Annotated in this window: 19 protein-coding genes and 2 tRNA genes; 9 read left to right on the plus strand and 12 right to left on the minus strand. The window is 65.5% G+C overall.

What is annotated here, in order from left to right:
• Positions 1-41 precede the first annotated feature (41 nt).
• Complete coding sequence (locus tag V9K97_RS24175) at positions 42-1,505, plus strand: NAD(P)H-hydrate dehydratase (protein ID WP_337321187.1); 1,464 nt, start codon at positions 42-44, stop codon at positions 1,503-1,505.
• Positions 1,506-1,512: 7 nt separating this feature from the next.
• On the opposite strand, the gene V9K97_RS24180 is transcribed toward V9K97_RS24175, so the two are convergent.
• Both V9K97_RS24180 and rnr read right to left on the minus strand, forming a co-directional pair.
• Positions 1,513-2,277 carry an SDR family oxidoreductase gene (locus tag V9K97_RS24180; protein ID WP_258506694.1) on the minus strand — a complete coding sequence of 255 codons (765 nt, stop codon included), beginning with the start codon at positions 2,275-2,277 and terminating at the stop codon, positions 1,513-1,515.
• Positions 2,278-2,338: 61 nt separating this feature from the next.
• Positions 2,339-4,606, minus strand: coding sequence for a ribonuclease R (rnr, locus tag V9K97_RS24185; protein ID WP_337321208.1), 2,268 nt, complete (start codon positions 4,604-4,606; stop codon positions 2,339-2,341).
• 80 nt (positions 4,607-4,686) lie between these two features.
• Between rnr and V9K97_RS24190 the strand changes: the two genes are divergently transcribed.
• Together V9K97_RS24190 and V9K97_RS24195 are read left to right on the plus strand one after the other, a co-directional pair.
• Positions 4,687-4,771 (plus strand) — tRNA-Leu (locus V9K97_RS24190).
• A gap of 549 nt (positions 4,772-5,320) precedes the next feature.
• The gene (locus V9K97_RS24195; RefSeq protein WP_337321188.1) at positions 5,321-5,713 is read left to right on the plus strand and encodes a YkvA family protein; all 393 of its coding nucleotides are present in this window, start codon (positions 5,321-5,323) and stop codon (positions 5,711-5,713) included.
• Positions 5,714-6,051: 338 nt separating this feature from the next.
• Here V9K97_RS24195 and rimO read toward each other — a convergent pair whose 3' ends face one another.
• The 6 genes from rimO to V9K97_RS24225 form a co-directional block, all read right to left on the minus strand.
• Positions 6,052-7,458, minus strand: a complete 1,407-nt coding sequence (gene rimO / locus V9K97_RS24200; RefSeq protein ID WP_157614200.1) for a 30S ribosomal protein S12 methylthiotransferase RimO — start codon at positions 7,456-7,458, stop codon at positions 6,052-6,054.
• A 41-nt stretch (positions 7,459-7,499) separates the two neighbouring features.
• A complete protein-coding gene (gene phaR, locus V9K97_RS24205; protein WP_007837005.1) occupies positions 7,500-8,060 on the minus strand; it encodes a polyhydroxyalkanoate synthesis repressor PhaR in 561 nt (186 codons plus the stop codon).
• Between the two features lie 73 nt (positions 8,061-8,133).
• Positions 8,134-8,517 carry a hypothetical protein gene (locus V9K97_RS24210; RefSeq protein WP_337321193.1) on the minus strand — a complete coding sequence of 128 codons (384 nt, stop codon included), beginning with the start codon at positions 8,515-8,517 and terminating at the stop codon, positions 8,134-8,136.
• A 154-nt stretch (positions 8,518-8,671) separates the two neighbouring features.
• Positions 8,672-8,748 (minus strand) — tRNA-Val (locus V9K97_RS24215).
• A gap of 48 nt (positions 8,749-8,796) precedes the next feature.
• A complete protein-coding gene (locus tag V9K97_RS24220; RefSeq protein WP_337321210.1) occupies positions 8,797-10,986 on the minus strand; it encodes a RelA/SpoT family protein in 2,190 nt (729 codons plus the stop codon).
• 58 nt (positions 10,987-11,044) lie between these two features.
• Positions 11,045-12,040, minus strand: coding sequence for an alpha/beta fold hydrolase (locus tag V9K97_RS24225; protein WP_337321194.1), 996 nt, complete (start codon positions 12,038-12,040; stop codon positions 11,045-11,047).
• Between the two features lie 26 nt (positions 12,041-12,066).
• Here V9K97_RS24225 and V9K97_RS24230 point away from each other — a divergent pair, with 26 nt between their 5' ends.
• A complete protein-coding gene (locus V9K97_RS24230; RefSeq protein ID WP_337297648.1) occupies positions 12,067-12,837 on the plus strand; it encodes a 3-hydroxybutyrate dehydrogenase in 771 nt (256 codons plus the stop codon).
• A gap of 38 nt (positions 12,838-12,875) precedes the next feature.
• Here the strand turns inward: V9K97_RS24230 and V9K97_RS24235 are convergent, their stop codons facing one another.
• Complete coding sequence (locus tag V9K97_RS24235) at positions 12,876-13,586, minus strand: SIMPL domain-containing protein (RefSeq protein WP_337321196.1); 711 nt, start codon at positions 13,584-13,586, stop codon at positions 12,876-12,878.
• 53 nt (positions 13,587-13,639) lie between these two features.
• Positions 13,640-13,996: a hypothetical protein gene (locus V9K97_RS24240; RefSeq protein WP_337321198.1), complete on the minus strand. Its 357-nt coding sequence runs from the start codon at positions 13,994-13,996 to the stop codon at positions 13,640-13,642.
• 172 nt (positions 13,997-14,168) lie between these two features.
• On the opposite strand from V9K97_RS24240, the gene ompR reads away from it, so the two are divergent.
• Together ompR and V9K97_RS24250 are read left to right on the plus strand one after the other, a co-directional pair.
• Positions 14,169-14,900: an osmolarity response regulator transcription factor OmpR gene (gene ompR / locus V9K97_RS24245; protein WP_126749638.1), complete on the plus strand. Its 732-nt coding sequence runs from the start codon at positions 14,169-14,171 to the stop codon at positions 14,898-14,900.
• A gap of 76 nt (positions 14,901-14,976) precedes the next feature.
• Positions 14,977-16,386 carry a sensor histidine kinase gene (locus V9K97_RS24250; RefSeq protein ID WP_258506717.1) on the plus strand — a complete coding sequence of 470 codons (1,410 nt, stop codon included), beginning with the start codon at positions 14,977-14,979 and terminating at the stop codon, positions 16,384-16,386.
• A gap of 19 nt (positions 16,387-16,405) precedes the next feature.
• On the opposite strand, the gene ispF is transcribed toward V9K97_RS24250, so the two are convergent.
• Together ispF and ispD are read right to left on the minus strand one after the other, a co-directional pair.
• On the minus strand, positions 16,406-16,894 hold the full coding sequence (gene ispF, locus V9K97_RS24255) for a 2-C-methyl-D-erythritol 2,4-cyclodiphosphate synthase (protein WP_337297649.1): 489 nt from the start codon (positions 16,892-16,894) through the stop codon (positions 16,406-16,408).
• Positions 16,891-17,604, minus strand: a complete 714-nt coding sequence (gene ispD / locus V9K97_RS24260) for a 2-C-methyl-D-erythritol 4-phosphate cytidylyltransferase (protein WP_337321200.1) — start codon at positions 17,602-17,604, stop codon at positions 16,891-16,893. Before ispD ends, ispF begins: the two co-directional genes overlap by 4 nt.
• Positions 17,605-17,720: 116 nt before the next feature.
• Between ispD and mfd the strand changes: the two genes are divergently transcribed.
• From mfd to V9K97_RS24275, 3 genes are read left to right on the plus strand one after another with little or no spacing between them, the layout of a single operon-like run.
• Positions 17,721-21,203, plus strand: a complete 3,483-nt coding sequence (gene mfd / locus V9K97_RS24265; RefSeq protein WP_337321201.1) for a transcription-repair coupling factor — start codon at positions 17,721-17,723, stop codon at positions 21,201-21,203.
• Positions 21,200-21,910 carry a phosphoserine phosphatase SerB gene (gene serB, locus V9K97_RS24270; RefSeq protein WP_337321203.1) on the plus strand — a complete coding sequence of 237 codons (711 nt, stop codon included), beginning with the start codon at positions 21,200-21,202 and terminating at the stop codon, positions 21,908-21,910. Before mfd ends, serB begins: the two co-directional genes overlap by 4 nt.
• Positions 21,907-22,974, plus strand: coding sequence for an Ldh family oxidoreductase (locus tag V9K97_RS24275; RefSeq protein ID WP_337321205.1), 1,068 nt, complete (start codon positions 21,907-21,909; stop codon positions 22,972-22,974). Before serB ends, V9K97_RS24275 begins: the two co-directional genes overlap by 4 nt.
• The last annotated feature ends 98 nt before the right edge of the window (positions 22,975-23,072 follow it).

The raw sequence follows: 23,072 nt of genomic DNA on the forward strand, positions 1-23,072 counted from the left end.
ACAGTACTCCTGCCTGGGCACATGGGCGGCAAAATGGCCTGATGCAACGCATCACGTCCGACACCGTCGCCGACCTTTTCGATATTGCGGCAACGCGGCGCATCGAGCAGGCCGCCGCAGCCGCCCTGCCCGCCCACACGCTGATGCAGCGCGCCGGCCTTGCCGTGGCGCGGCTGGCCATGGCGGTCGCGCCGCATGCACGCACCGTATGGATCGCCTGCGGGCCGGGAAACAATGGCGGCGACGGTTTTGAAGCGGCCGCGCAGCTGCAGCACCGGGGCTTTTTGCCGATCGTCACGTTCGCCGGTGATGAAAGTCGTCTGCCGCCAGACGCGAAGGCATCGCTGCAGCGGGCCAGGGATGCTGGCGTGATCTTCTCGCCGAAGCCGCCCGCCGCCTATGGATTGGCCATCGATGCGCTGCTCGGCATTGGCGCCACCCGCCCCGTCGAGAATGCCATGGCCGAATGGCTGCGGCAGATGCATGCGACGACGCAACCGGTACTGAGTGTCGACGTGCCGTCCGGGTTGAACGCGAACACCGGCGTTTCGAGCATCGCCACTCATTCGGGTGCCGCATCGTCCCGCTTCTGCATCACCTTTCTGACCCTGAAGCCAGGCCTTTTCACCGCGCAAGGCCGCGATGCCGCCGGCACGGTCTGGTTCGACGACCTGGGTTGCGGCGGCGGCATCGCTGAACAGCCCGCCGCGCGCCTTGCGGGCCGGCCGACGGCCCCGTCACGCAGCCACGCATCGCACAAAGGGAGCTATGGCGATGTTGCGGTAATCGGCGGCGCACCCGGCATGGCCGGCGCCGCGCTGCTGGCCGGATCTGCTGCGTTGCATGCGGGCGCCGGTCGCGTGTTCGTGGGGCTGCTCGACCCGAGTGCGGCTCCTGTCGACCTTGCACAGCCCGAGCTGATGCTGCGAGACGCCGATGCGCTCGATCTTTCAGGCATGACAGCGGTCTGCGGGTGCGGCGGAGGCGCCGATGTGCGCGCGGTGCTGCCACGCGTGCTGGCGACAGCGGCTGCACTGGTGCTCGATGCCGATGCATTGAACGCCATAGCGGGCGACAGCGCATTGCAGGCGCAACTGGCATCACGCAGCCGACGCGGAAAGCCGACCGTCATCACACCGCATCCGCTCGAAGCCGCGCGCCTGCTGGATTGCACGGCCGCCGACATTCAAGCCGATCGGCTGGCAGCAGCCGGCGAACTGGCATCGCGCTATGGCGCAGTTGCCGTACTCAAAGGCTCGGGAACGGTCATCGCCGACAACAGCGGCGCGCCGCCCGTGATCAACCCGACCGGCAATGCCGCGCTCGCAACCGCCGGCACGGGCGACGTGCTGGCCGGGATGATCGGCGCCGCGATGGCGTCAAAACAGTCGCCATTCGAGGCTGCGCAAAGCGCCGTCTGGCGCCATGGCCACATTGCCGACACCTGGCCGGCCGATGCAACCCCGCTCACGGCCGGGGCACTGGCGCGCCAGGCACCCGGCTGACGAGCTTCTAGCCGCGCCCGACGAAGGGCATCTTCGTCGCCATCACGGTGTGGAACAGCACGTTGGCTTCCAGCGGCAGGTTTGCCATGTAGAGCACCGACTGCCCGACGATCTTGACGTCCATCAGCGGCTCGATCGCCAGTTCGCCGTTGGCTTGCGGCACGCCCTTGGCCATGCGCGCTGCCAGTTCGGTCATGGCATTGCCCACATCGATCTGGCCGACTGCGATGTCGTACTTGCGCCCGTCGAGCGACGCGGTCTTGGTGAGGCCCTCGACCGCATGCTTGGTCGCCGTGTAGGCCGGCGAATTCGGCCGAGGGGCCGTTGCCGAAATGGAGCCGTTGTTGATGATGCGGCCACCGCGCGGGGTCTGCGCCTTCATCGTGCGGAACGCCTGCTGGATGCAGAAGAACATGCCGTTCAGGTTGATGTCGACCACACCGCGCCATTGCTCCGGCGTCCAGTCTTCGAACGGACCCGGCGGGTTGCCCACGCCGGCATTGTTGAACAGCAGATCGACGCGGCCGAAGCGTTCGACCACCGCGGCGAACAATGCCTGCACCGATTCGGCATTGGCCACATCGGTGGGCACTGCAAAGGCGCGTGCGCCGGCGCCGGACTCTTCCGCCACCTGCTCCAGCGGCTCGGGGCGGCGCCCGGCCAGCGCCACGCTCCAGCCGTCGGCCAGCAATGCGAGCGCCGCGGCGCGTCCGATGCCCGAGCCGGCACCGGTGACGATTGCGATGCGGCCCTTGTTGTTTTCCACGCTCATGCTCAGTGTCTCCTTCTCAGCTTGTCTGTATTGCTTGTGTATGGGTGCGATGCGTTGTGCGTCATGTGCGACGCGGTGGCTTGCGGCCCTTCATCTTGTTTGCGGCCTTCTTCACCGCCGACTTGAAGGCCTGCATTGCCGATTGGGGCCCGGGAGCCGCAGTCACCGCGCGATCGGCGCGCTGCTCGGGGGCCGCCTCGGCCTTGTGGCGCGAGCTGCGCTTGGCTGACGCCTTGACCGGCACGCCGGCCGAGTTCACGCCCTTGTCCTTCATGGCACGCGACGTGAGCTCTTCGCCCTCGCGCACCAGGCGGAAGTCGATCTTGCGCCCGTCCAGGTCGACGCGGCTCACCTGCACCCGCACGCGGGTGCCGATGGCATAGCGAATGCCGGTGCGCTCGCCGCGCAGTTCCTGGCGCATTTCATCGAACTTGAAATACTCGCCGCCGAGTTCGGTGATATGCACCAGTCCCTCGACATACATGGCGTCCAGCGTCACGAAGATGCCGAAGGTGGTGGCCGCGGTGACCACGCCGCCGTATTCCTCGCCCAGGTGCTCGCGCATGTACTTGCACTTGAGCCATGCCTCGACGTCGCGGCTGGCTTCGTCGGCACGGCGCTCGTTGGCGCTGCAATGCAGGCCGGCCGCTTCCCAGGCCAGCACTTCCTTGGTGGGCGCGACCGTGGCCTTCTGCGGCTTGGTGGTCGGCGCCTTGACGCGCGAAGCCAACCGCTTGGCGAGCTTGGCATGCGCCTCTCCCGGCGTCGGCAGCATCGGCAGCTGATAGCGTGTCTTGCCGAGAATCGCCTTGATCACGCGGTGCACCAGCAGGTCCGGATAGCGCCGGATCGGGCTCGTGAAGTGCGTGTAGGCCTCGTACGCCAGGCCGAAGTGGCCGCTGTTGATGGGCGTATAGATCGCCTGCTGCATCGAGCGAAGCAGCATGGTGTGGATCTGCTGCGCGTCGGGCCGCTCCTTGGTGGCCTCGGCAATCGCCTGGAATTCGCCGGGCCGCGGGTCGTCGGTAATGCTCAACCCCACACCCATCGCCTTCAGATAGCCGCGCAGGATCTCCTTCTTCTCGGGCGTCGGGCCTTCGTGCACGCGGAACAGGCCCGGGTGCTTGCCTTCGGCGATGAAGTCGGCGCTGCACACGTTGGCCGCGAGCATGGCTTCTTCGATGAGGCGGTGCGCCTCGTTGCGCGTGCGCGGCACGATCTTCTCGATGCGGCCCGCGTCGTCGCAGATGATCTGCGTCTCGGTGGTTTCGAAGTCGACCGCGCCGCGCTTGCCGCGCTGCTTGAGCAGGGCCTTGTAGACGTCGGCCAGGTTCAGCAGGTCCTTCACGCGGTCCTTGCGCTTGGCCGCCTCGGGGCCGCGCGTATTGCCAAGGATGGCGGCCACTTCGGTATAGGTGAAGCGCGCATGGCTGAACATCACCGCCGGGTAGAACTGATAGGCGTAAATCTCGCCGTCGGCAGCCACGAGCATGTCGCACACCATGCACAGGCGCTCGACCTCGGGGTTCAGCGAACACAAGCCGTTCGAAAGCTTTTCCGGCAGCATCGGAATAACGCGGCGCGGAAAGTAGACACTGGTCGCGCGGTCGTAGGCGTCGATGTCGATCGCCGATCCGGTCTGCACATAGGCGCTGACGTCCGCAATGGCCACCAGCAGGCGCCATCCCTTGCCTCGGCCAACCTTCGCGGGTTCGCAGTACACGGCGTCGTCGAAGTCGCGTGCATCTTCGCCGTCGATGGTGACCAGCGGCACGTCGGTCAGGTCGATGCGACCCTTCTTGTCGGCGGGGCGAACCTTCTCCGGCAACGCCTTGGCCTCGGCCAGGCATTCCGCGGAAAACTCGTGCGGGACGCCGTATTTGCGCACGGCAATTTCGATCTCCATGCCCGGGTCGTCGATCTCGCCGAGCACTTCCTTCACGCGGCCCACGGGCTGGCCGAACAGCGCCGGCGGCTCGGTGAGCTGCACCACCACGACCTGCCCCACCTTCGCGGGACCGGTTGCGCCCTTGGGAATCAGTACGTCCTGTCCGTAGCGCTTGTCTTCGGGCGCCACAAGCCAGATGCCGCCTTCATGCAACAGGCGGCCGATGATCGGCTGCTCGGGACGCTCGACGATTTCGACCACCCGCCCCTCGGGACGACCGCGCCGGTCTTGCCGCACCACGCGCGCCTTGACGCGGTCTTTGTGCAGCACTGCACGCATCTCGTTCGGGGGCAGATAGATGTCGGCTTCGCCGTCGTCGCGCTGCACGAAACCGTGTCCATCGCGATGTCCCTGAACAGTTCCTTCAAATTCATCCAGCAGACCGCTGGAGTGGCCATTATTTTTGATATGATTCTCTCTTTCCTGAAATTCAAAACATAACTGCTTCGGCAGCTATGTGGGCCCAGATGGCGGAATTGGTAGACGCACTAGTTTCAGGTACTAGCGAGTAACATCGTGGAGGTTCGAGTCCTCTTCTGGGCACCACCCCTACCAAGCTGAAACCCCTGTGAATCTGTGATTTACAGGGGTTTTTTCTTTTCCCTGGGAACATGATCGAGGGATGTTCTCCCTCACGAAAGCCGGTCACGGCCAAGGCAGGCCAGACCGACGGCAATCCGCCGCATTCGCGCACGCCATCGCAGTCCCGAAGCGGGAGTTTTTGCGAAACGGTTTTCGACGACACGGATTCGGACAAGTGGAACGGGCTTCGTCTCATGAAGTGATGCAGCAACCTGCTCACTGAGGAGCGGCTTTTCGCCATTCTGACGCAGTACATCGACGAATGATCGCGCACAGTCTCATGAAGCGCGGCAACCGAGTCAATACACCGCGTTGCCAGTAAAGGTGAACCGCAAACCCAACCTGATGAGCGCGGCGTTCAACTCGCTGCGATCACAAGATGGATCTGCGGAGTTGCGACAGGCCTTGTAGCCCGCCTTGCACCTTACCACGCCAAGGTTGCGACCGATCCGCCCAACCAACTGTTCCGCACGGTCCGCCATACTCGGGCCGGCCGACGGCCTCTTCTCGTCCATGTCCATTTTTCAAAACATCCGTCAATGGGCCTCGCGGATCAAGCGCGACGCCGTCACGCTTTGGTTTGCCTACCGGCATCCCGGCACGCCCTGGTTCGCAAAGGCCCTTGCCGCCTTTGTGGTCGCGTATGCGCTGAGCCCGATCGATCTGATTCCAGATTTCATTCCGGTACTTGGCTATCTGGACGACGCCTTGCTGTTGCCTGGCCTGATCTGGCTGAACATCCGGCTCATTCCCGCGGGCGTTCTCGAGGAATGCCGCGTCCGCGCGGACGCGTGGATGAAAGAGCAAGGCGCGAAGCCCCGGAGCATTGCCGGCGCGGTTCTCGTCCTTGCGATCTGGATCGCCGTCGGGGTTGCCTTATGGGCCTGGTTCAACACGCTGAACTAGCCGTATTACGGTACAGGCGACTCTCAGCCCTCAAAAAGTGTGGCGAAAGTCACACTTTTCCATCAATATGCTTCTAAAGGTAACTTGAAAACGCACAAAAGGTTACGTTTGGTTTGAAAATATGGGCATCAAACCTACTGGAAACCCATCGTGATCGCAGCATTCACCTTGTTAATCGGCATGTTCCTCGGCGCGTTGTTCATGAGCCTTCTGGTCATTTCGCGCTCGGATGACTGACAACCGCCGGGCCGTGGCCGCCCCGCCCAAGCCAATCGAAAAGCCCGCTTCCGCGGGCTTTTCTTTTTGAGTCTTGACTATGCAAATCAGGACAGAACGGCTCAGATCGGCAAAGCGATCAGATCGTGGCCTTCGGCACCCACGATGCGGGCCTTGGTGAACTCACCCACCTTGAGCGTCTTGCTGATCTTTTCGGGTGGCAGCAGGCGCACGGTCCCGTCGATCTCGGGCGCGTCGGCGTAGGTGCGGCCAACGCCGCCCTTGCGGCCCATGCCGGGCGCTGAATCCACCAGCACCTGCATCGTTGCGCCGATGCGCTGTTGCAGCTTGGCGATCGACACGGCTTCAGCCACTTCCATGAAGCGGGCACGGCGTGCTTCGCGCTCGGCCGCCGGCAGCATGCCGGGAATGTCATTGGCCGTCGCGCCTTCTACCGGACTGTAGGCAAAGCAGCCTGCCCGGTCGATCTGCGCTTCGCGAATAAAGTCGAGCAGGTGCTCGAACTCCTGCTCGGTTTCGCCGGGAAAGCCCGCGATGAAGGTGCTGCGGATCACGAGTTCAGGGCAAACCTCGCGCCAACGCGCAAGGCGCTCCAGGTTCTTTTCGCCGCTGGCGGGCCGCTTCATGCGCTTGAGCACATCGGGGTGGCTGTGCTGCAGCGGCACGTCGAGGTAAGGCAGCACCTGCCCGCTCGCCATCAACGGAATGATTTCGTCCACGCTTGGGTACGGGTACACATAGTGCAGGCGGACCCAAGCGCCGTACGGCTCGGCAATTTCTCCCAGCGTGCGCACCAGTTCGAGCATGCGGGTCTTGACCGGCTTGCCGTCCCAGAATCCGGTTCGGTACTTCACGTCCACGCCGTAGGCCGAGGTGTCCTGGCTGATCACCAAGAGCTCCTTCACGCCTCCTTCGAACAAGGCCTTGGCCTCGCCGAGCACGTCGCCCACCGGCCGCGACACCAGGTCGCCCCGCATCGAGGGAATGATGCAGAAGGTGCAGCGGTGATTGCAGCCTTCGCTGATCTTCAGGTATGCGTAGTGGCGCGGCGTGAGCTTGAGCCCGGCAATGCCGAAGGTGTTGGGAACAAGATCGACGAACGGGTCGTGCGGCTTCGGCAGGTTGGCATGCACCGCGTCCATCACCTCTTGCGTCGCGTGCGGACCGGTCACGGCCAGCACGCTCGGGTGCATTTGCCGAACCAGGTTGCCGCCCTGGTCGCCCGTCTTGGCGCCCAGACACCCCGTGACGATGACGCGGCCGTTTTCCGCCAAGGCCTCGCCGATGGTGTCCAGGCTCTCCTTCACCGCATCGTCGATGAAGCCGCAGGTGTTGACGATCACCAGGTCGGCGCCTTCGAAGGTCTTGGCCGTCTGGTAGCCCTCAGCGCTGAGCTGGGTCAGGATCAATTCGGAATCGGTAAGGGCCTTGGGGCAGCCCAAGCTCACAAAACCGACCTTGGGGGCAGCCGGCGTGGCGGTACGTTCGGGGGAGGCAACTTCGCTCATATATGCCTCTATTGTCCCAGCTATCGGCCGGGACCGGGATTTCAGGGGCGTTTGATGCCGAATGCGCCCAGAACCTGCTCGGTATTTTTCTGCATCTGTTCCTGCATTTGCAGGAACACGTTCTTGGACTGCTCGACGTAATTGCCCATCAGCCCCTGGAGCATCGGCGACTGCATGGTCATGAAGCGCGACCACATTTCGGGCGTCAGGCCTTCTGCCTTTTCGGCGAGCTGGGCCTGCACTTCGGTCATGGCCTGGATGTTCTTCTCGAGGTACGGCCCCATGTAGCCCTGCATGGCTTGCCCGTAGAAACGGATGATGTTGGCCAGCACCTGCTCGGTGAACATGGGCGCGCCGCCCGCTTCTTCTTCGAGAATGATCTGCAGCAGGATGCTGCGAGTGAGGTCGTCTCCGGTCTTGGCATCGCGCACCACGAACTGGGCATTCTGTATGACCAGCTGCTTCACCTCGGTGAGCGTGATGTACGTGGATGTCTCGGTGTCGTAGAGCCTTCTGTTGGGGTACTTCTTGATTACACGTTGCACCGGCTTGACCCCGGACTTCTTGCTCTGCACTGCGGACTCCTTCACATGGACGCCCATGTCATCCGATCAATTCTAGGTAGCGGTTTTGCTGCACCGCGACAAGGTTTACCCTGACCGCGCACCCGCTCCTTCAATCGAGCGTTGTCGCGTACTCGGCGCCGCACGCGCTGCAGGCCGCGCTCTCGGGGCGTTCTTCGGTCGCCTCCCGAAAGCGCAGGGGGCTTTTGTGGCCATAGACGACCCAGCAACGCGGACAGTGCTCGTGGCCGGCAGTCGGCAAATAAGCCCGGGAGCGCTGTTCGGCGCGCTCTTGCGTCACGGCTATGCCCTGCTGCAGGGCGCGCACAATTTCGCGCGCGGCCATGGTGTCGGTACGGCCGCTTGCGTGGTCGTTGATGCCATAGACCGCGCGTGCAAATTCAATGGGGGCTTGCCGGAGCAATGCGGCCAGGCGCATCTCGGCATGAGCCCGATCAACCAGCGTTGATCGCGTATTCATCAGATCGCTTATCAAGAAAATTGGAAAAGGTTTGCAGAGCGGCCAAGGTAGCACAACAACATGGCCATGGTCTTTGTCTGCTTACCGCAAGGACGATTGAGACACCGGGGAACCCGGTGAAAGCTCTGTTCAACAGACCCGGTGGTTGGCCGGAAGTTGAAACAGAAATTGGTAGGCGCGATTGGACTCGAACCAACGACCCCCACCATGTCAAGGTGGTGCTCTAACCAGCTGAGCTACGCGCCTAAGGATGTGTCCGAGAAGCAGCTATTGTAGCAGGAGAAAACGCGCTTTTTAGCGGCGACGTGCAGATCGCACACCGGCAACCGCCGTCACCACGCCAAGCACCTGCGCAAGCCGCGCGGCATCGGAGATTTCCACAGTGAAAGTCATCCACGCCGTGCCCTTGACCGATTGGGTCTGCACTCCGATCACGTTCATCTTCTCTCGTGCGAACACATCGGAGATATCGCGCAGCAAGCCCTGGCGGTCGGCCGCTTCCACGGCCACGTCGACCGCATACATCGGTGCTTCGCCGCCCTTGGCAGCGCCCCACTCGACATCGATCACGCGCTCGCCGTCGCGCGAAGCCATCATTCGGAAGTTGCTGCAGTCGGTGCGATGGACGCTCACGCCGTGGCCGCGCGTCACAAAGCCGCTGATGGCATCGGGCGGCGCGGGCTTGCAGCACTTGGCCAGCTGCGTCATCAATGAAGACACGCCCACCACCAGCACGCCGCCCTTGCCGGACTTTTCGCTCGCGCGCGGCTTCTTGAGCTGCACGCCGTCGTCGGGGTTCGGCGCGGGCTCCGGCGGACGCAACAGCATCTCGATGTTGCGCAGCGAAAACTCGTCCTTGCCCACCACTTCGAACAGATGGTCCGCCGACTTGAACCCCAGTTGCGAAGCCAGGTCTTCCAGCCGCGTGGAGGTCTTGCCTTCACGCTGCAGCAGCTTCTCGACGGCCTCGCGCCCGCGCGCCACGGTTTCGTGCGTGATCTGCGCGTTGAACCACGCGCGCACCTTCGCGCGGGCGCGGTGGCTTGCAAGGTAGCCGAGCTCGGCGTTGAGCCAATCCCGCGAAGGACCGCCCTCCTTGGCCGCGATGATCTCCACCGTCTGCCCGTTGGACAGCGGTGTATTCAGCGGCACCATCGCCCCATCGACGCGCGCACCGCGGCACCGGTGGCCGAGCGTGGTGTGCACGGAGTAGGCAAAGTCGACCGGCGTCGCTCCCTGCGGCAACTCCACAATGGCGGCGTCCGGCGTCAATACATAGATGCGGTCGTCGAAAAGGCCCTGGCCCTGCGAGCCGCCCGAAAGATCGCGCTCCCATGCCAGCAGCTGCCGCAGCACGGCGATCTTGGCGTCGTATTCCCCGCTCGCCCACACGCCCGCATAGCCCTTGTGCCCCGCCTCCTTGTAGGCCCAGTGCGCGGCCACGCCGTGCTCGGCATGGTCATGCATTTCTTCCGTGCGGATCTGGATCTCGATCGGCTTGCCCGGCTTGCCGTCGACCACCTCGCGCACCACGGTGTGCAGCGACTGGTATCCGTTGGGCTTGGGCCGAGCGATGTAGTCGTCGAACTCTTCGTCGATCGGCAGGAAGTGCGAGTGCACCCAGGCCAGCGCCGCGTAGCAGTCCTTCACGTCGGGCACCACCACGCGCAGCGCGAGGATGTCGAACACCTGCGCAAAGTCGAGCGACTTGCCGCGCATTTTCTTGACGATGCTGTAGATGTTCTTCGGGCGGCCCTGCACCGTGGCGCGCACGCCCTCGGCCTGCAGTTCGCGTTCGAGCTGCGAGCGCAGCTGCTCGATGTGGCCTTCCCGCTCGACGCGTTTCTCGTCGAGCAGGCGCGCAATCAGCTTGTAGGTTTCGGGTTCCAGAAAGCGGAACGAGAGATCTTCGATCTCCCACTTCACCTGCCAGATGCCCAGCCGGTTGGCCAACGGCGCAAACACCTGCAGCGATTCGCGCGCCACGCTCTCGGGCGCCGGCTGCTTGCTGGCCGCTGCATGCCGCAAGGTCTGCAGCCGCGAAGCCAGGCGCAGCATCACCACGCGCAGGTCGCGTGAAAACGCGAGCAGCATCTTGCGCACGTTCTCGGTCTGCGCCCCTGCGCCTTCGGACAGATGGTGGCCTTGCGAAGCCGACCGCGCCTGTTCCTGCACGCGGACCAGCTTGGTGGTTTCCACCGCCAGCGCCGCAAAGTTGTCGCCGAACACCTTGGCGATCACCTCCTGCGGGCGGTTGAGGTGCTGGCAGGCGTACACCAGGTAGCTCGCGGCCTGCATGGCCTCGGAGCCGCCCATCTTCGCGACGATGGCCGCCACCGCATCGGCGTGCGCCAGCGTGTTTTCGCCGGTGTCGAGCTTTTCGTCGGCAATCAACGGCTCGGCAAAAGCCCGCGCGCGCGCGAGCATGTTCTCCATGACCGGGGTGCGATCGGCCGTTGCGGCGGACAAGGGATAGTCCACCATGACCGCGTCGGACGTGTTTGCCGTTTGAAGGCTGGAAGACTCGCGCTTCACGTTGGCCTCAATCGAACAGGAAGGATGTGACGGCGGAGACCTGCGCAGGGTCGATGAAGGTCGGCGCATGGCCCACGCCTTCGAACTCGATCAGCTTTGCGCGCGGGCCGCGCTCGGTCATGGCCAGGGCCGTATCGCGCGAGAGCAGATCCGACTGGGCGCCGCGCGTCACGAGCGTTTGCGCGTCGATGGCGTCGTAAAGGCTCCACATCACGGCGCCGCCCTGGGCCGCGGCTTCGGGCGTGATGGCGCGCAGCGCCACGGCAATGGCCGGATCGTAGTGAAGCACCCAGGGGCCTGCACCCTCATCGTTGCCGGCTTCGAGCTTGCCTGACCCATCGGCCGTGCGCTGCGAAGCCGGCACCACCATGTGCTGCGACAAGGCAAGCCACTGCGCCGGCGTGTGCGGGCCGAAAGTGGTCGAGATCGACCACATGGCGTCGGCTGCCTGCTGCACGCTGTCGTAGCGGCCGCCCTGCCCCACGTAGGCGCCGATGCGCTGAAGGGCGCTGGCTTCGATCGTTGGGCCGACGTCGTTCACGACGAAGCGGCGTATCGGCCTGGCCAGCGGCAATTGCTTGTGGCCCGCCAGCACAAAGCCGATCAGCCCGCCCATGCTGGTACCCAGATAGTCGAAGGTATCGATCGGCTGTTGGCGGTGCAGCTCGCCCACCAGCGCCAGCATGTCGGCCGCATAGACGGGCACCTGGTAAAGCGCCGGGTCGCGCAGCCAGTCGCTTTGGCCGCGCCCCGCAACATCGGGACAGACCACGCGCACATTGCCGCCGGCGCGCGCCACGATGGCCTGGGCCAGCACGTCGAAATCGCGCCCTTGCCGGGTGAGCCCGTGCACGCACATCACGACATGCGCACTGCGCGCATCGCCCCATTGCCAATAAGCCATGCGATGACCGCCCTGGGCGTCATCGCACGCCACATGATGAAGCGTCGGGTCGGTCATGAAAACGAAGTCGTCCTGGTGCGGATAATGGTCTCGTCGCATCCTAATTCATCCGGAGATTGATCTTTATGCTCAAAGGCAAAACCGCGCTTGTCACGGGGTCCACCAGCGGTATTGGCTTTGCCATTGCCAAGGCCCTTGCACAGCAAGGCGCACACATCGTGCTCAATGGCTTTGGCGATGCCGAGGCTCCCAAGTCGCAGATCGAGGCGCTCGGCGTGCGCGCCGAATATCACGGCGCCGACATGAGCAAGCCCGCCCAGATCGAAGACATGATGAAGTTCGCCGCGGACAGGTTCGGCCGTGTCGACATCCTCGTGAACAACGCCGGCATCCAGCACGTGGCCAAGGTCGAAGACTTTCCGCCAGAACGTTGGGACGCGATCATCGCAATCAACCTGACCAGCGCGTTTCACACGACACGGCTTGCAATTCCGGCCATGCGGGAAGCCAACTGGGGGCGCATCGTCAACGTGGCGTCGGCCCACGGGCTGGTCGCCTCGGCGCAGAAGTCGGCCTACGTGGCGGCCAAGCACGGCATCGTCGGCTTCACCAAGTCGGTTGCGCTCGAAACCGCGACCACGGGCATCACCAGCAATGCAATCTGCCCGGGCTGGGTGCTGACCCAACTGGTGCAAAAGCAGATCGACGACCGCGCCGCACGCGAAGGCATTTCGGCCGAGCAGGCGCAAAACGAACTGCTGGGCGAAAAGCAGCCTTCGCTGCAGTTCACCACGGTCGAGCAGCTCGGCGGCCTGGCGGTGTTCCTGTGCTCGCCCGCCGCCGACCAGGTGCGCGGCGTGGCCTGGCAAATGGACGGCGGCTGGACGGCCCAGTAATCAGCGCGGCGCGGCCGGCGCGCCAGCCGCGCTGCTTCTTATTTGAGCTGCACCGACCCCGACACGTTCACGACCACGCTGGTCTTCCCGGCTTCCACCGGAACCGGCGCATCGGCGGAAAAAGACTTGGCGGATGCCGCCATGACGCGCGGCCGGATCGGGCCGTTGTCGTTCGCGTTCACCGAGACTTCGCGCAGCGTGTAGCCGCCGAAGCCGAAGCCCTTCGCCAGTTCGGTGGCCTTCTGCTTGAAGTTCTCGATGGCGATCGTCTGCGCCTCGGTCTCGCTCTTGGCGCGCTGCTCGCGGCTCAGTGCAAAGCCCACATTGCCGACGTTGAGCGTGGTGATGCGCCCGGCGGTCTGGGTGATGCGCGGAAAGTCGCGGCCCTCGAGCACCATTTCAGCGGAGCCCTGCCAGCCGTTGATCTTGCCTTCGCGGGTGTAGCGCGGCGACAGGCTGAAATTGCCCGTGCGCACGTCGAGCTGGCCGGGCTGGGCGTTTTTCTTGGCTTCGGCCAGCGCTGCGTCCACCGCGGCCTTGAGCTGCGACTGAACAGTGGCGGCGTCGGTGGCGTCGCGCGTGGTGGTGAGCGTCATGCTCAGCAGGTCCTGCTGCACTTCGACCGTGCCCGAAGCCGTGAGCTGCAGCACGTTCTGCGGCGGCGCGGCCATGTTCTGGGCCATGGCGGTGCTTGCGGCCCCAGCCGCGGCCAATGCGACGCAAGCCGCGATCAGTTTGATTTTTTTCAAGACGAGATACTCCCTGGATTGGTACTCAAGACGCCAAAACGCGCCGCGCCGCCTCAGCGGCGCTGGCTGCGTGGCAAGGTCAGCGCGCGGCTGGCCGAAATCGGCGCCGGCGCGATTCGCTCGGCCGGCTGCGATTCTGCCGAATTCGGCCGCGGGGGGGTGCCGGGGGGCGTCCACTGCCTTCGCACCTGCTGCCGCAATTCGAAGAGCTCGGCCGCCGTGAGGCGCCGGCCAGCGGCCGCCTCTTCCCGCCGAATCTCGTCGCGCTGGGCCGCACGGTGGGCGGCTACGGCTTCGCGCACTTCGCTCCGGCGCACGTCGCCAACCTTGAGAAAGTCGCCGGCCACAGCCAAGGCAGGGCCACAGCTGCAGGCAACGATGATCGGAAACGCGGAAAGAAGAGTTCTCATTGAACGAAAGTCATCAATGAGGTGGACTTTGCCACTGCCGGGCTAACGTCGGATGACTAGACAGCGAGCGACCGCAAGTTTTGTAACTTAGTGTCAAACCATAAGTAAAACCGGCTCAACGAGGGCCTAACGCCTTCAGAATCGGCGCTGTTACAAATTCAACGTTGTAGAAATGACTCAAGTTCCCGCTCGCACTGACAAGATCGTGATCGTCGACGACGACGCCCGCATCCGCGACCTGCTTCGCCGCTACCTGACCCAGGAAGGTTTCGAAGTGATCGTGGCCGAGGACGGCAAGGCGCTCAACCGCATCCTGCTGCGCGACACGGTCGACCTGATCGTGCTCGACCTGATGATGCCCGGCGAAGACGGCCTTTCGGTCTGCCGACGCCTGCGCGCCGCCAACGACCGCACGCCGATCATCATGCTCACCGCCAAGGGCGAAGACGTCGACCGCATCGTCGGTCTCGAGGTCGGCGCCGACGACTACCTTGGCAAGCCCTTCAACCCCCGCGAACTGCTGGCCCGCGTGCACGCGGTGCTGCGCCGCCGTCCGCCGCTCGAGGCACCGGGCGCCCCTTCCACCGAGAACGAAACCGTGACCTTTGGGCCTTTTGCGTTCGATCTCGGTTCGCGCACGCTCAAGAAGGACGGCGAGGAGCTTTCGCTCACCACCGGCGAATTCGCGATGCTGAAGGCGCTGGTGCGCCATCCGCGCCAGCCGCTGTCGCGCGAAAAGCTGGCCCAACTGGCCCGCGGCCGCGAGTTCGAGCCCTTCGACCGGAGCCTCGACGTTCAGATCTCGCGCCTGCGCAAGCTGGTCGAGGCCGACGCCGCGGCGCCCCGCTACATCCAGACGGTGTGGGGCGTGGGCTACGTGTTCGTGCCGGACGGCGCGGCCTGAACGACGTTCAGAGGTGGCCATCGGCCTGCAATCCGCCAGACCCAGCCCAGCCCAGGAGGACGGCGCCCAGGTCACGATGCCAAGCCCTCTCGAGGGCACCGGCCAGCGTGACCGGCGACCGGGCCTGAAGCTCGGCTTCAGCCTTTTCTGGCGCACATTCTTCCTGCTCGCCCTGCTGCTGATCGGCTGTACGGTAGCCTGGCTGCAGACTTTCCGCTCGCTCGAATACGAGCCACGCGCCATCCAGACCGCGCACCAGATCGCCTCGCTGGTGAACCTCACGCGCGCGGCGCTGGTGTATTCGGACGCGATCACGCGGGTGTCGCTCATCAAGACGCTGGCCGACCAGGAAGGCGTGCGCATCCTCCCGCGCGAGCCCAACGACCGGTTTCAGCCTTACACCAGCGGCGCGCTCGACCAGCGGGTGACCGAAGAGCTGATCGACCAGCTCGGCGAGGGCACCACGGTGGCCAGCCGCGTCAACGACGAGCCGGGCCTATGGATCGGCTTCACCATCGAGAGCGACGCCTACTGGCTGCTGCTCGACCCGACCCGCTTCAGCCGCGTGGGCGGCCGCACCTGGCTGGTGTGGCTCAGCACGGCCATGGCGCTCTCGCTGGCCGGCGCGGCGCTGATCACCCGGCTGATCAACCTGCCCCTCAAGCAGCTTTCGCGCGCCACCATGCAGGTGCGCGAAGGCGAATACGAGGCGCACCGGCTCGACGAGCGCGCCCGCACCAACGAGATTCGCGCGGTGAACATCGGCTTCAACCGCATGGCCGACCAGCTCGCCAAGATCGAACAAGACCGCGCCATCATGCTGGCCGGCATCTCGCACGACCTGCGCACCCCGCTGGCGCGCCTGCGGCTCGAAACCGAGATGAGCGTGTCCGACGAAGACGCGCGCGACCACATGGCGGCCGACATTGCCCAGCTCGACGCCATCATCGACAAGTTTCTCGACTACGCCCGCCCCGACCATGTCGACCCCAAGCCCGTGCTGCTGCGCGACGTGGTCGATGCCTGCACCTACGCCGTGCAGGACTACGAAGAAATGAACATCCGGGTCGACGTGCCGCCCGATCTGCGCGTGATGGGCGACGAGGTCGAGCTCACCCGCGTGATCTCCAACCTGGTGGAAAACGCCCGGCGCTACGGCAAGACGCCTTCCACCGGCGTGGCCGACGTGGTGATCCAGGCGCAAGCCAACAACGATGCGGTGCTCATCAAGGTGCGCGACCACGGCGCGGGCGTCGAGCCGGCCCTGCTCTCGCAGCTGACCAAGCCCTTCTTCCGCGGCGACGTGGCGCGCACCTCGGCGGCCGGCGCCGGCCTCGGCCTGTCGATCGTGGCCAAGAACATCGAGCGCATGGGCGGCACCTTTGCGCTCACCAGCACGCCGGGACGCGGCCTTGCGGCGCACATCCGCATGCCGCGCGCCATGCCGGTGCCAAAACCGGCCGAGGCCCCGAGCCGGCGGGCGTAGGGCGTAGTGCGGCCGCCGGTCAGCGGTAAAGCAGCGCCACGGCGCGCGCTTCCATCGCCCGGCCCTCGCCCACGGGGCCGAGCTTCTCGGCCGTCTTGGCCTTCACGTTGACCTGCTCGGGCGCAAGCCCCAGCGTCTCGGCAATGCGTTGGCACATCGCCGGAATGTGCGGCGCCAGCTTGGGCGCCTGCGCAATCACCGTGCTGTCTACATTGCCGATTTCCCAGCCCGCGGCACGCACGCGCCGCGCCGCCTCGCCGAGCAGCACGGCCGAATCCGCGCCGCGAAACTGCGCATCCGTATCGGGAAAATGCCGGCCAATGTCGCCCAGCCCCGCCGCGCCGAGCAGGGCGTCGGTAATGGCATGCAGCAGCACGTCGGCGTCCGAATGCCCCAGCAGGCCGGTGGTGTGCGGCACCTCGACCCCGCCCAGGATCAGCTTGCGCCCAGCCACGAGCTGGTGAACGTCCCAGCCTTCGCCGACGCGAATGTTGAACGGCGCTGTCATGCCGCACCTTTCTTGCGACCGAGCAGAACCGCTTCGGCCAAGGCAAAGTCTTCGGGGAAGGTCACCTTGAAGTTCTGCGCGCTGCCCGGCACCAGCAGCGGCGACAGGCCGATCGCCTCGATGGCGCCGGCTTCGTCCGTGACTGCATCGCCCGTGCGCTCCAGCGCATCGAGCAGCATGCCGACGCGGAACATCTGCGGCGTCTGCGCCAGCCATTTGTCGGCACGCGGCAGCGTTTGCGACACCCGGCTGTCGCCGGAAGAAACCTTCAGCGTGTCCGCCAGCCGGTGCGCAAGCAGCCCGCCGACGGCGTCGTGTTCGCAAGCCGCAATCAGCGCCTCGATCTGGCTCGACGTGACCAGGCAGCGTGCCGCGTCGTGCACCAGCACCCAGTCATGCGCCCCGGCCCCCTTCTGCCGCAGCGCCGCCAGGCCGTTGCGCACCGTGGCCGCGCGCGTGACGCCGCCCACCTGCAGCAGGAATTCACCCGTGGACGGAAAGCGCGGCAGCGCCGCTTGAATGTCGCGGTCTTCGGGCGACACCACCACCGCCAGGCCGGCAAAGCGGCCCGCCAGCGCGCGAAAAGCCTCCACCGTGTGGGCAACCATCGACGCCCCCGCGATCCGCTGGTATTGCTTGGGCTGCACGCCACCCGCACGGTGGCCGGAACCGGCGCAAGGAATCAGCACGAAGAATCGGGAGGAAGACATGGGGTCCGGCAGCGGCCAAGAGCCGGCAAGCGAATAAGGGGCCGCCATTCTAGAATCGACAGCTTCACACCCCTCGCCAGCCGGCGCGGGGTGTCGTGCATTTTCAGAAGCGCTCAATGGACCTCCCCCACCTCACGGCGGGCAAGCGATTCACGCTGCCGCGTCCTCCCCTATCGGCCGACGCCCTGCTGCTGGCGCAACTGGGCGTGCGCGAAAAAGCCGCCGGCCGGGCCACCGCGGTGTTCACGGCGGACGCGAACGATGCGCAGCGCCTGATCGACGAGATGGCGTTCTTTGCGCCGGACCTGCGCTGCGCCTTGTTTCCGGACTGGGAAACGCTGCCCTACGACAGCTTTTCTCCCCACCAGGACCTGATCAGCGAGCGGCTCGCCACGCTCTGGCGCATCAGCCAGAAAGAAGCCGACGTGGTGCTGGTGCCCGCCACCACCGCGCTCTACCGGCTGGCACCGCCCGCCTTCCTCGCCGGCTACACCTTTCACTTCAAGGCCAAGCAGAAGCTCGAGGAATCGAAGCTCAAGGCCCAGCTCACGCTCGCCGGCTACAGCCATGTGACGCAGGTGGTGAGCCCCGGCGAATACGCGGTGCGCGGCGGGCTGATCGACCTGTTTCCCATGGGCTCGCTCGTGCCCTACCGCGTCGACCTGTTCGACGACGAGATCGACTCGATCCGCACCTTCGACCCCGACACCCAGCGCAGCCTGTACCCCGTGCCCGAGGTGCGCCTGCTGCCGGGCCGCGAGTTTCCGATGGACGACGACGCCCGCGCGCGCTTCAGAAGCCGCTGGCGCGAGCTGCTCGAGGGCGACCCGACCAAGAGCCGCATCTACAAGGACATGGGCAACGGCGTGGCCACCGCCGGCATCGAGTACTACCTGCCGCTGTTCTTCGACGAGACGGCCACGGTGTTCGACTACTTCGGGCCCGACGCCACCGTGGTGCTGCACGGCGACCTCGAACCCGCGTTCCAGCATTTCTGGCAAGACACCAACGAGCGCTATCGCCTGGTGCGCGGCGACCCCGAGCGGCCGGCGCTGCCGCCCGAGGCGCTGTTTCTCAATGCCGCGCAGTTCTACCAGCGGGCCAAGCCGCATGCGCAGCTGGCCATCCGAGGCGACATCGCCGCCGAAACGCCGTATGCGGAATTCGACAGGCTGCCGCCGTTCGCGGTGGTGCGCGGCGCCGAAGACCCGCTCGTCGGCCTCAAGGCCCACATCAAGGCAACGCCGCACCGGGTGCTGCTGATTGCCGAAAGCGAAGGCCGGCGCGAAAGCCTGCTCGACTTTCTCCGTGCCAGCGGCGTGAGCCCGCCGGCCTTCGACTCGCTGGCCGAGTTCGAGGCCTCCCCCGACGAGAAGATCGGCATTGCCACCGCCGCGCTGGCCTCTGGCTTCGCGTGGCGCGAACAGGGCGTCGACCTCGTCACCGAAACCGAGCTCTTCGCCACCGCGCCCACCACCCGCCGCCGCAACAAGAAGCAGGAACAGGTCAGCGACGTCGAGGCGCTGATCAAGGACCTGTCCGAGCTCAACGTGGGCGACCCGGTGGTCCACACCGCCCACGGCATCGGCCGCTACCGCGGCCTGATCCACATGGACCTGGGCCAGGGCGTGGATGCCGAAGGCAAGCCGCTGCTGCAGGAAATGCTGCACCTGGAGTACGCCGACAAGGCCACGCTCTACGTGCCCGTTTCGCAGCTGCACCAGATCAGCCGCTACACCGGCGTGAGCGCCGACGAGGCGCCGCTGCACAAGCTGGGCTCCGGCCAGTGGGAAAAGGCCAAGCGCAAGGCCGCCGAGCAGGTGCGCGACTCCGCCGCCGAGCTGCTCAACATCTATGCGCGCCGGGCCGCTCGGCAAGGCCACGCATTCCGCTATTCGGCCGCCGACTACGAAGTGTTCGCCAACGACTTCGGCTTTCAGGAAACGGCGGACCAGAAGGCCGCGATCCATGCCGTGGTGCAAGACATGATCTCGCCGCAGCCGATGGACCGGCTGGTCTGCGGCGACGTGGGTTTCGGCAAGACCGAAGTGGCGCTGCGCGCCGCGTTCATCGCCATTACCGGCGGCAAGCAGGTGGCGTTCCTCGCGCCCACCACGCTGCTGGCCGAGCAGCACTACCAGACGCTGGTCGACCGCTTCGCCAAGTGGCCGGTCAAGGTGGCGGAGATGAGCCGCTTCCGCTCGGCCAAGGAAATCACTGCGGCGGCCAAGGGCCTGGCCGAAGGCACGGTCGACATCGTGGTCGGCACGCACAAGCTGCTCTCGCAATCGGTCAAGTTCAAGAACCTGGGCCTGCTCATCATCGACGAGGAGCACCGCTTCGGCGTGCGGCATAAAGAAGCGATGAAGGCGATGCGCGCCGAGGTCGACGTGCTCACCCTCACCGCCACGCCGATTCCGCGCACGCTGGGCATGGCGCTCGAAGGCCTGCGCGACCTGAGCGTGATTGCGACCGCGCCGCAGCGGCGCCTGGCCATCAAGACCTTCGTGCGCAATGAGGGCACCGGCGTGATCCGCGAGGCCGTGCTGCGCGAACTGAAGCGCGGCGGACAGGTCTACTTTCTGCACAACGAGGTCGAGACCATCGAGAACCGGCGTCAGAAGCTCGAGGAGATTCTTCCGGAAGCGCGCATTGCCGTGGCCCACGGCCAGATGCCCGAGCGCGAGCTGGAGCGCGTGATGCGCGACTTCGTGGCGCAGCGCTACAACCTGCTCTTGTGCTCGACCATCATCGAGACCGGCATCGACGTGCCGACCGCCAACACCATCGTGATGAGCCGCGCCGACAAGTTCGGCCTCGCGCAGCTGCACCAGCTGCGCGGCCGCGTCGGGCGCTCGCACCACCAAGCCTATGCCTACCTGATGGTGCCCGACACCGAGGGCCTCACCAAGCAGGCGGCGCAGCGGCTCGACGCCATCCAGCAGATGGAAGAACTGGGCTCCGGCTTCTACCTGGCCATGCACGACCTGGAGATCCGCGGCACCGGCGAGGTGCTGGGCGAGAACCAGAGCGGCAACATGATGGAGATCGGCTTCCAGCTCTACAACGAGATGCTGAGCGAGGCCGTGCGCGCGCTCAAGGCCGGGCAGGAGCCCGACCTGCTCGCGCCGCTCTCGGTCACCACCGAGATCAACCTGCACGCGCCCGCCCTCTTGCCCGATGACTACTGCGGGGACGTACACCTGCGCCTCTCGTTCTACAAGAAGCTGGCCACCGCCAAGACGCCCGAGCAGATCGACACGCTGCTGGAAGAAATCGTCGACCGCTTCGGCAAGCTGCCGCCGCAGGCGCAGACGCTGATCGACACGCACCGGCTGCGCGTGCTGGCGCGGCCGTACGGCGTGGTCAAGGTCGATGCGGCGCCGGGCGTGATCCACATCACCTTCAAGAAAGACCCGCCGGTCGATTCGATGGCCATCATCCACCTGATCCAGAAGAACAAGCACATCAAGCTTGCCGGCAACGAAAAGCTGCGCATCGAGCGCGAACTGAAAGAGCCGAAGGACCGCGCACAGATGGTGCGCGACGTGCTGCGCAGCCTCGGCCAACCCATCGTCAAGGAAACCGCCCCCGCATGAGCGCTACAGAAATTTCTCCCGGCCTGGTCATCCAGCGCGTGAAGCCGCCGCTGAAGCTTGCCGACTTCAAGCTGATCGCGTTCGACATGGATTCGACGCTGATCAACATCGAGTGCATCGACGAGATTGCCGATGCCGTCGGCAAGAAAGCCGAGGTGGCGGCCATTACCGAAGCCACGATGCGCGGCGAAATCAAGGACTTCAAGGAAAGCCTGCGGCGCCGCGTGGCGCTCTTGAAGGGCGTGCCGGTCGAGGCGCTGCAGCAGGTGTACGACCAGCGTCTGAAGCTCAACCCAGGTGCTGCCGAACTGGTCGCGACGTGCAAGGCGGCCGGGCTCAAGGTGCTGCTGGTGTCGGGCGGCTTCACCTTCTTTGCCAACCGGGTGAAAGACCGCCTGGGCATCGACTTCGCGCGCTCCAACCTGCTCGACGAAGCCGATGGCCAACTCACCGGCCAGGTGGTGCAACAAAGTTGGGGCGACATCTGCGACGGCGCCGAGAAGCGCCGCACGCTGCTCGAAGTCGCGTCGCTCATGGGCATTTCTCCGCAGGAGACCATCGCCGTGGGCGACGGCGCCAACGACCTGCCGATGATGGGCGAAGCCGGCCTTTCAGTGGCCTACCACGCCAAGCCGAAGGTGCGCGAGCAAGCCATGGTGGCCATCAACGAAGGCGGCTTGGACAGAGTGCTGGAGATACTGAAATGACCGACAACACCGCCCCGCTCTACAGCGCAGATGCGCTCAGGGACTACGGCAGCGCATTGCTGCAAAAAGCCGGGCTTGCCGCCTCGATGGCCGACAGCGTTGCCCGCACCCTGGTCGAAGGCGACCTGCTGGGCCACGACACGCACGGCCTCGCCCTGTTGGCCGGCTACGTGAAAGAGATCGAATCCGGCGGCATGACGCCGGACGGCGCTCCGGAGGTTCTGTCTGATCGCCCCGCCGCCGTGCTGTGGGACGGCAAGCGCCTGCCCGGCCCCTGGCTCATGGACCAGGGCATGGACATGCTGCTCCCGCGTGCCCGCGAGCTCGGCACCGCCTCGCTCGTGATCCGCCGCAGCCATCACATCGCCTGCCTGGCCGTCTACATGCTGCGCGCGCTGCAGGAAGACATGCTGATGCTGCTCGCCTGCTCCGACCCCAACACGGCCAGCGTCGCGCCCTTCGGCGGCACGCAGGCGGTGTTCACGCCCAATCCGCTGGCCATGGGCTTTCCGCTGTCGCAAGGCGGCGTGATGGTCGACATTTCGGCCTCCATCACCACCAACGGCATGAGCAACCGCAAGCGCGCGGCCGGCGAAACCTTTGCCGAGGAATGGCTGATCGACGCCACCGGCAAGCCTACGAACAACCCGCAGGTACTGTTCGACCAGCCGCCCGGCACGCTGCTGCCGGTCGGCGGCCTGAGCCACGGCCACAAGGGTTATGGAATGGCACTGCTGGTCGAAACGCTGACCGCCGGCCTCGCAGGCCATGGCCGGGCCGATCCGCCCGAGGGTTGGGGTGCGACGGTGCACATCACGCTGCACGACCTGCACGCGTTCGGCGGCAAGGAAGCCTTCTTGCGCCAGATGGACCACGTGGCGGCCCAGTGCCGCAACAACGCGCCCATCGATCCGGCGAGACCGGTGCGCCTGCCGGGCGAAGGCGGTTTGAAGCGTCGTGAAACCCAATCTAAGAACGGGGTGCAGCTGCACCCGTCGATTGCGCGTGCGCTGCAGGATGCGGAGCAGCGCTATGGGCTGCAACTCGCGCAGGCATTGCTGTAGCGATTTATTTGACGTTGCGCTGTTCAGTTCAGGGCGGCGCACCCGCCGACGGGGTACCTTTCTCCGCGAATGTCCCCCGGCCTGCGGCCTCCTCCTTT

Origin of the sequence: Variovorax sp. CCNWLW186 (genome assembly GCF_037203865.1) — a bacterium.
GTDB lineage: Bacteria > Pseudomonadota > Gammaproteobacteria > Burkholderiales > Burkholderiaceae_C > Variovorax.

Excerpts from the sequence above, each read along its gene's own strand:
- V9K97_RS24175 (WP_337321187.1), top strand. The coding sequence starts at position 42 with ATGCAACGCATCACGTCCGACACCGTCGCCGACCTTTTCGATATTGCG.
- V9K97_RS24180 (WP_258506694.1), bottom strand. The coding sequence starts at position 2,277 with ATGAGCGTGGAAAACAACAAGGGCCGCATCGCAATCGTCACCGGTGCC.
- V9K97_RS24195 (WP_337321188.1), top strand. The coding sequence starts at position 5,321 with ATGTCCATTTTTCAAAACATCCGTCAATGGGCCTCGCGGATCAAGCGC.
- rimO (WP_157614200.1), bottom strand. The coding sequence starts at position 7,458 with ATGAGCGAAGTTGCCTCCCCCGAACGTACCGCCACGCCGGCTGCCCCC.
- phaR (WP_007837005.1), bottom strand. The coding sequence starts at position 8,060 with ATGGGCGTCCATGTGAAGGAGTCCGCAGTGCAGAGCAAGAAGTCCGGG.
- V9K97_RS24220 (WP_337321210.1), bottom strand. The coding sequence starts at position 10,986 with ATGGTGGACTATCCCTTGTCCGCCGCAACGGCCGATCGCACCCCGGTC.
- V9K97_RS24225 (WP_337321194.1), bottom strand. The coding sequence starts at position 12,040 with ATGCGACGAGACCATTATCCGCACCAGGACGACTTCGTTTTCATGACC.
- V9K97_RS24230 (WP_337297648.1), top strand. The coding sequence starts at position 12,067 with ATGCTCAAAGGCAAAACCGCGCTTGTCACGGGGTCCACCAGCGGTATT.
- V9K97_RS24240 (WP_337321198.1), bottom strand. The coding sequence starts at position 13,996 with ATGAGAACTCTTCTTTCCGCGTTTCCGATCATCGTTGCCTGCAGCTGT.
- ompR (WP_126749638.1), top strand. The coding sequence starts at position 14,169 with ATGACTCAAGTTCCCGCTCGCACTGACAAGATCGTGATCGTCGACGAC.
- V9K97_RS24250 (WP_258506717.1), top strand. The coding sequence starts at position 14,977 with ATGCCAAGCCCTCTCGAGGGCACCGGCCAGCGTGACCGGCGACCGGGC.
- ispF (WP_337297649.1), bottom strand. The coding sequence starts at position 16,894 with ATGACAGCGCCGTTCAACATTCGCGTCGGCGAAGGCTGGGACGTTCAC.
- ispD (WP_337321200.1), bottom strand. The coding sequence starts at position 17,604 with ATGTCTTCCTCCCGATTCTTCGTGCTGATTCCTTGCGCCGGTTCCGGC.
- mfd (WP_337321201.1), top strand. The coding sequence starts at position 17,721 with ATGGACCTCCCCCACCTCACGGCGGGCAAGCGATTCACGCTGCCGCGT.
- serB (WP_337321203.1), top strand. The coding sequence starts at position 21,200 with ATGAGCGCTACAGAAATTTCTCCCGGCCTGGTCATCCAGCGCGTGAAG.
- V9K97_RS24275 (WP_337321205.1), top strand. The coding sequence starts at position 21,907 with ATGACCGACAACACCGCCCCGCTCTACAGCGCAGATGCGCTCAGGGAC.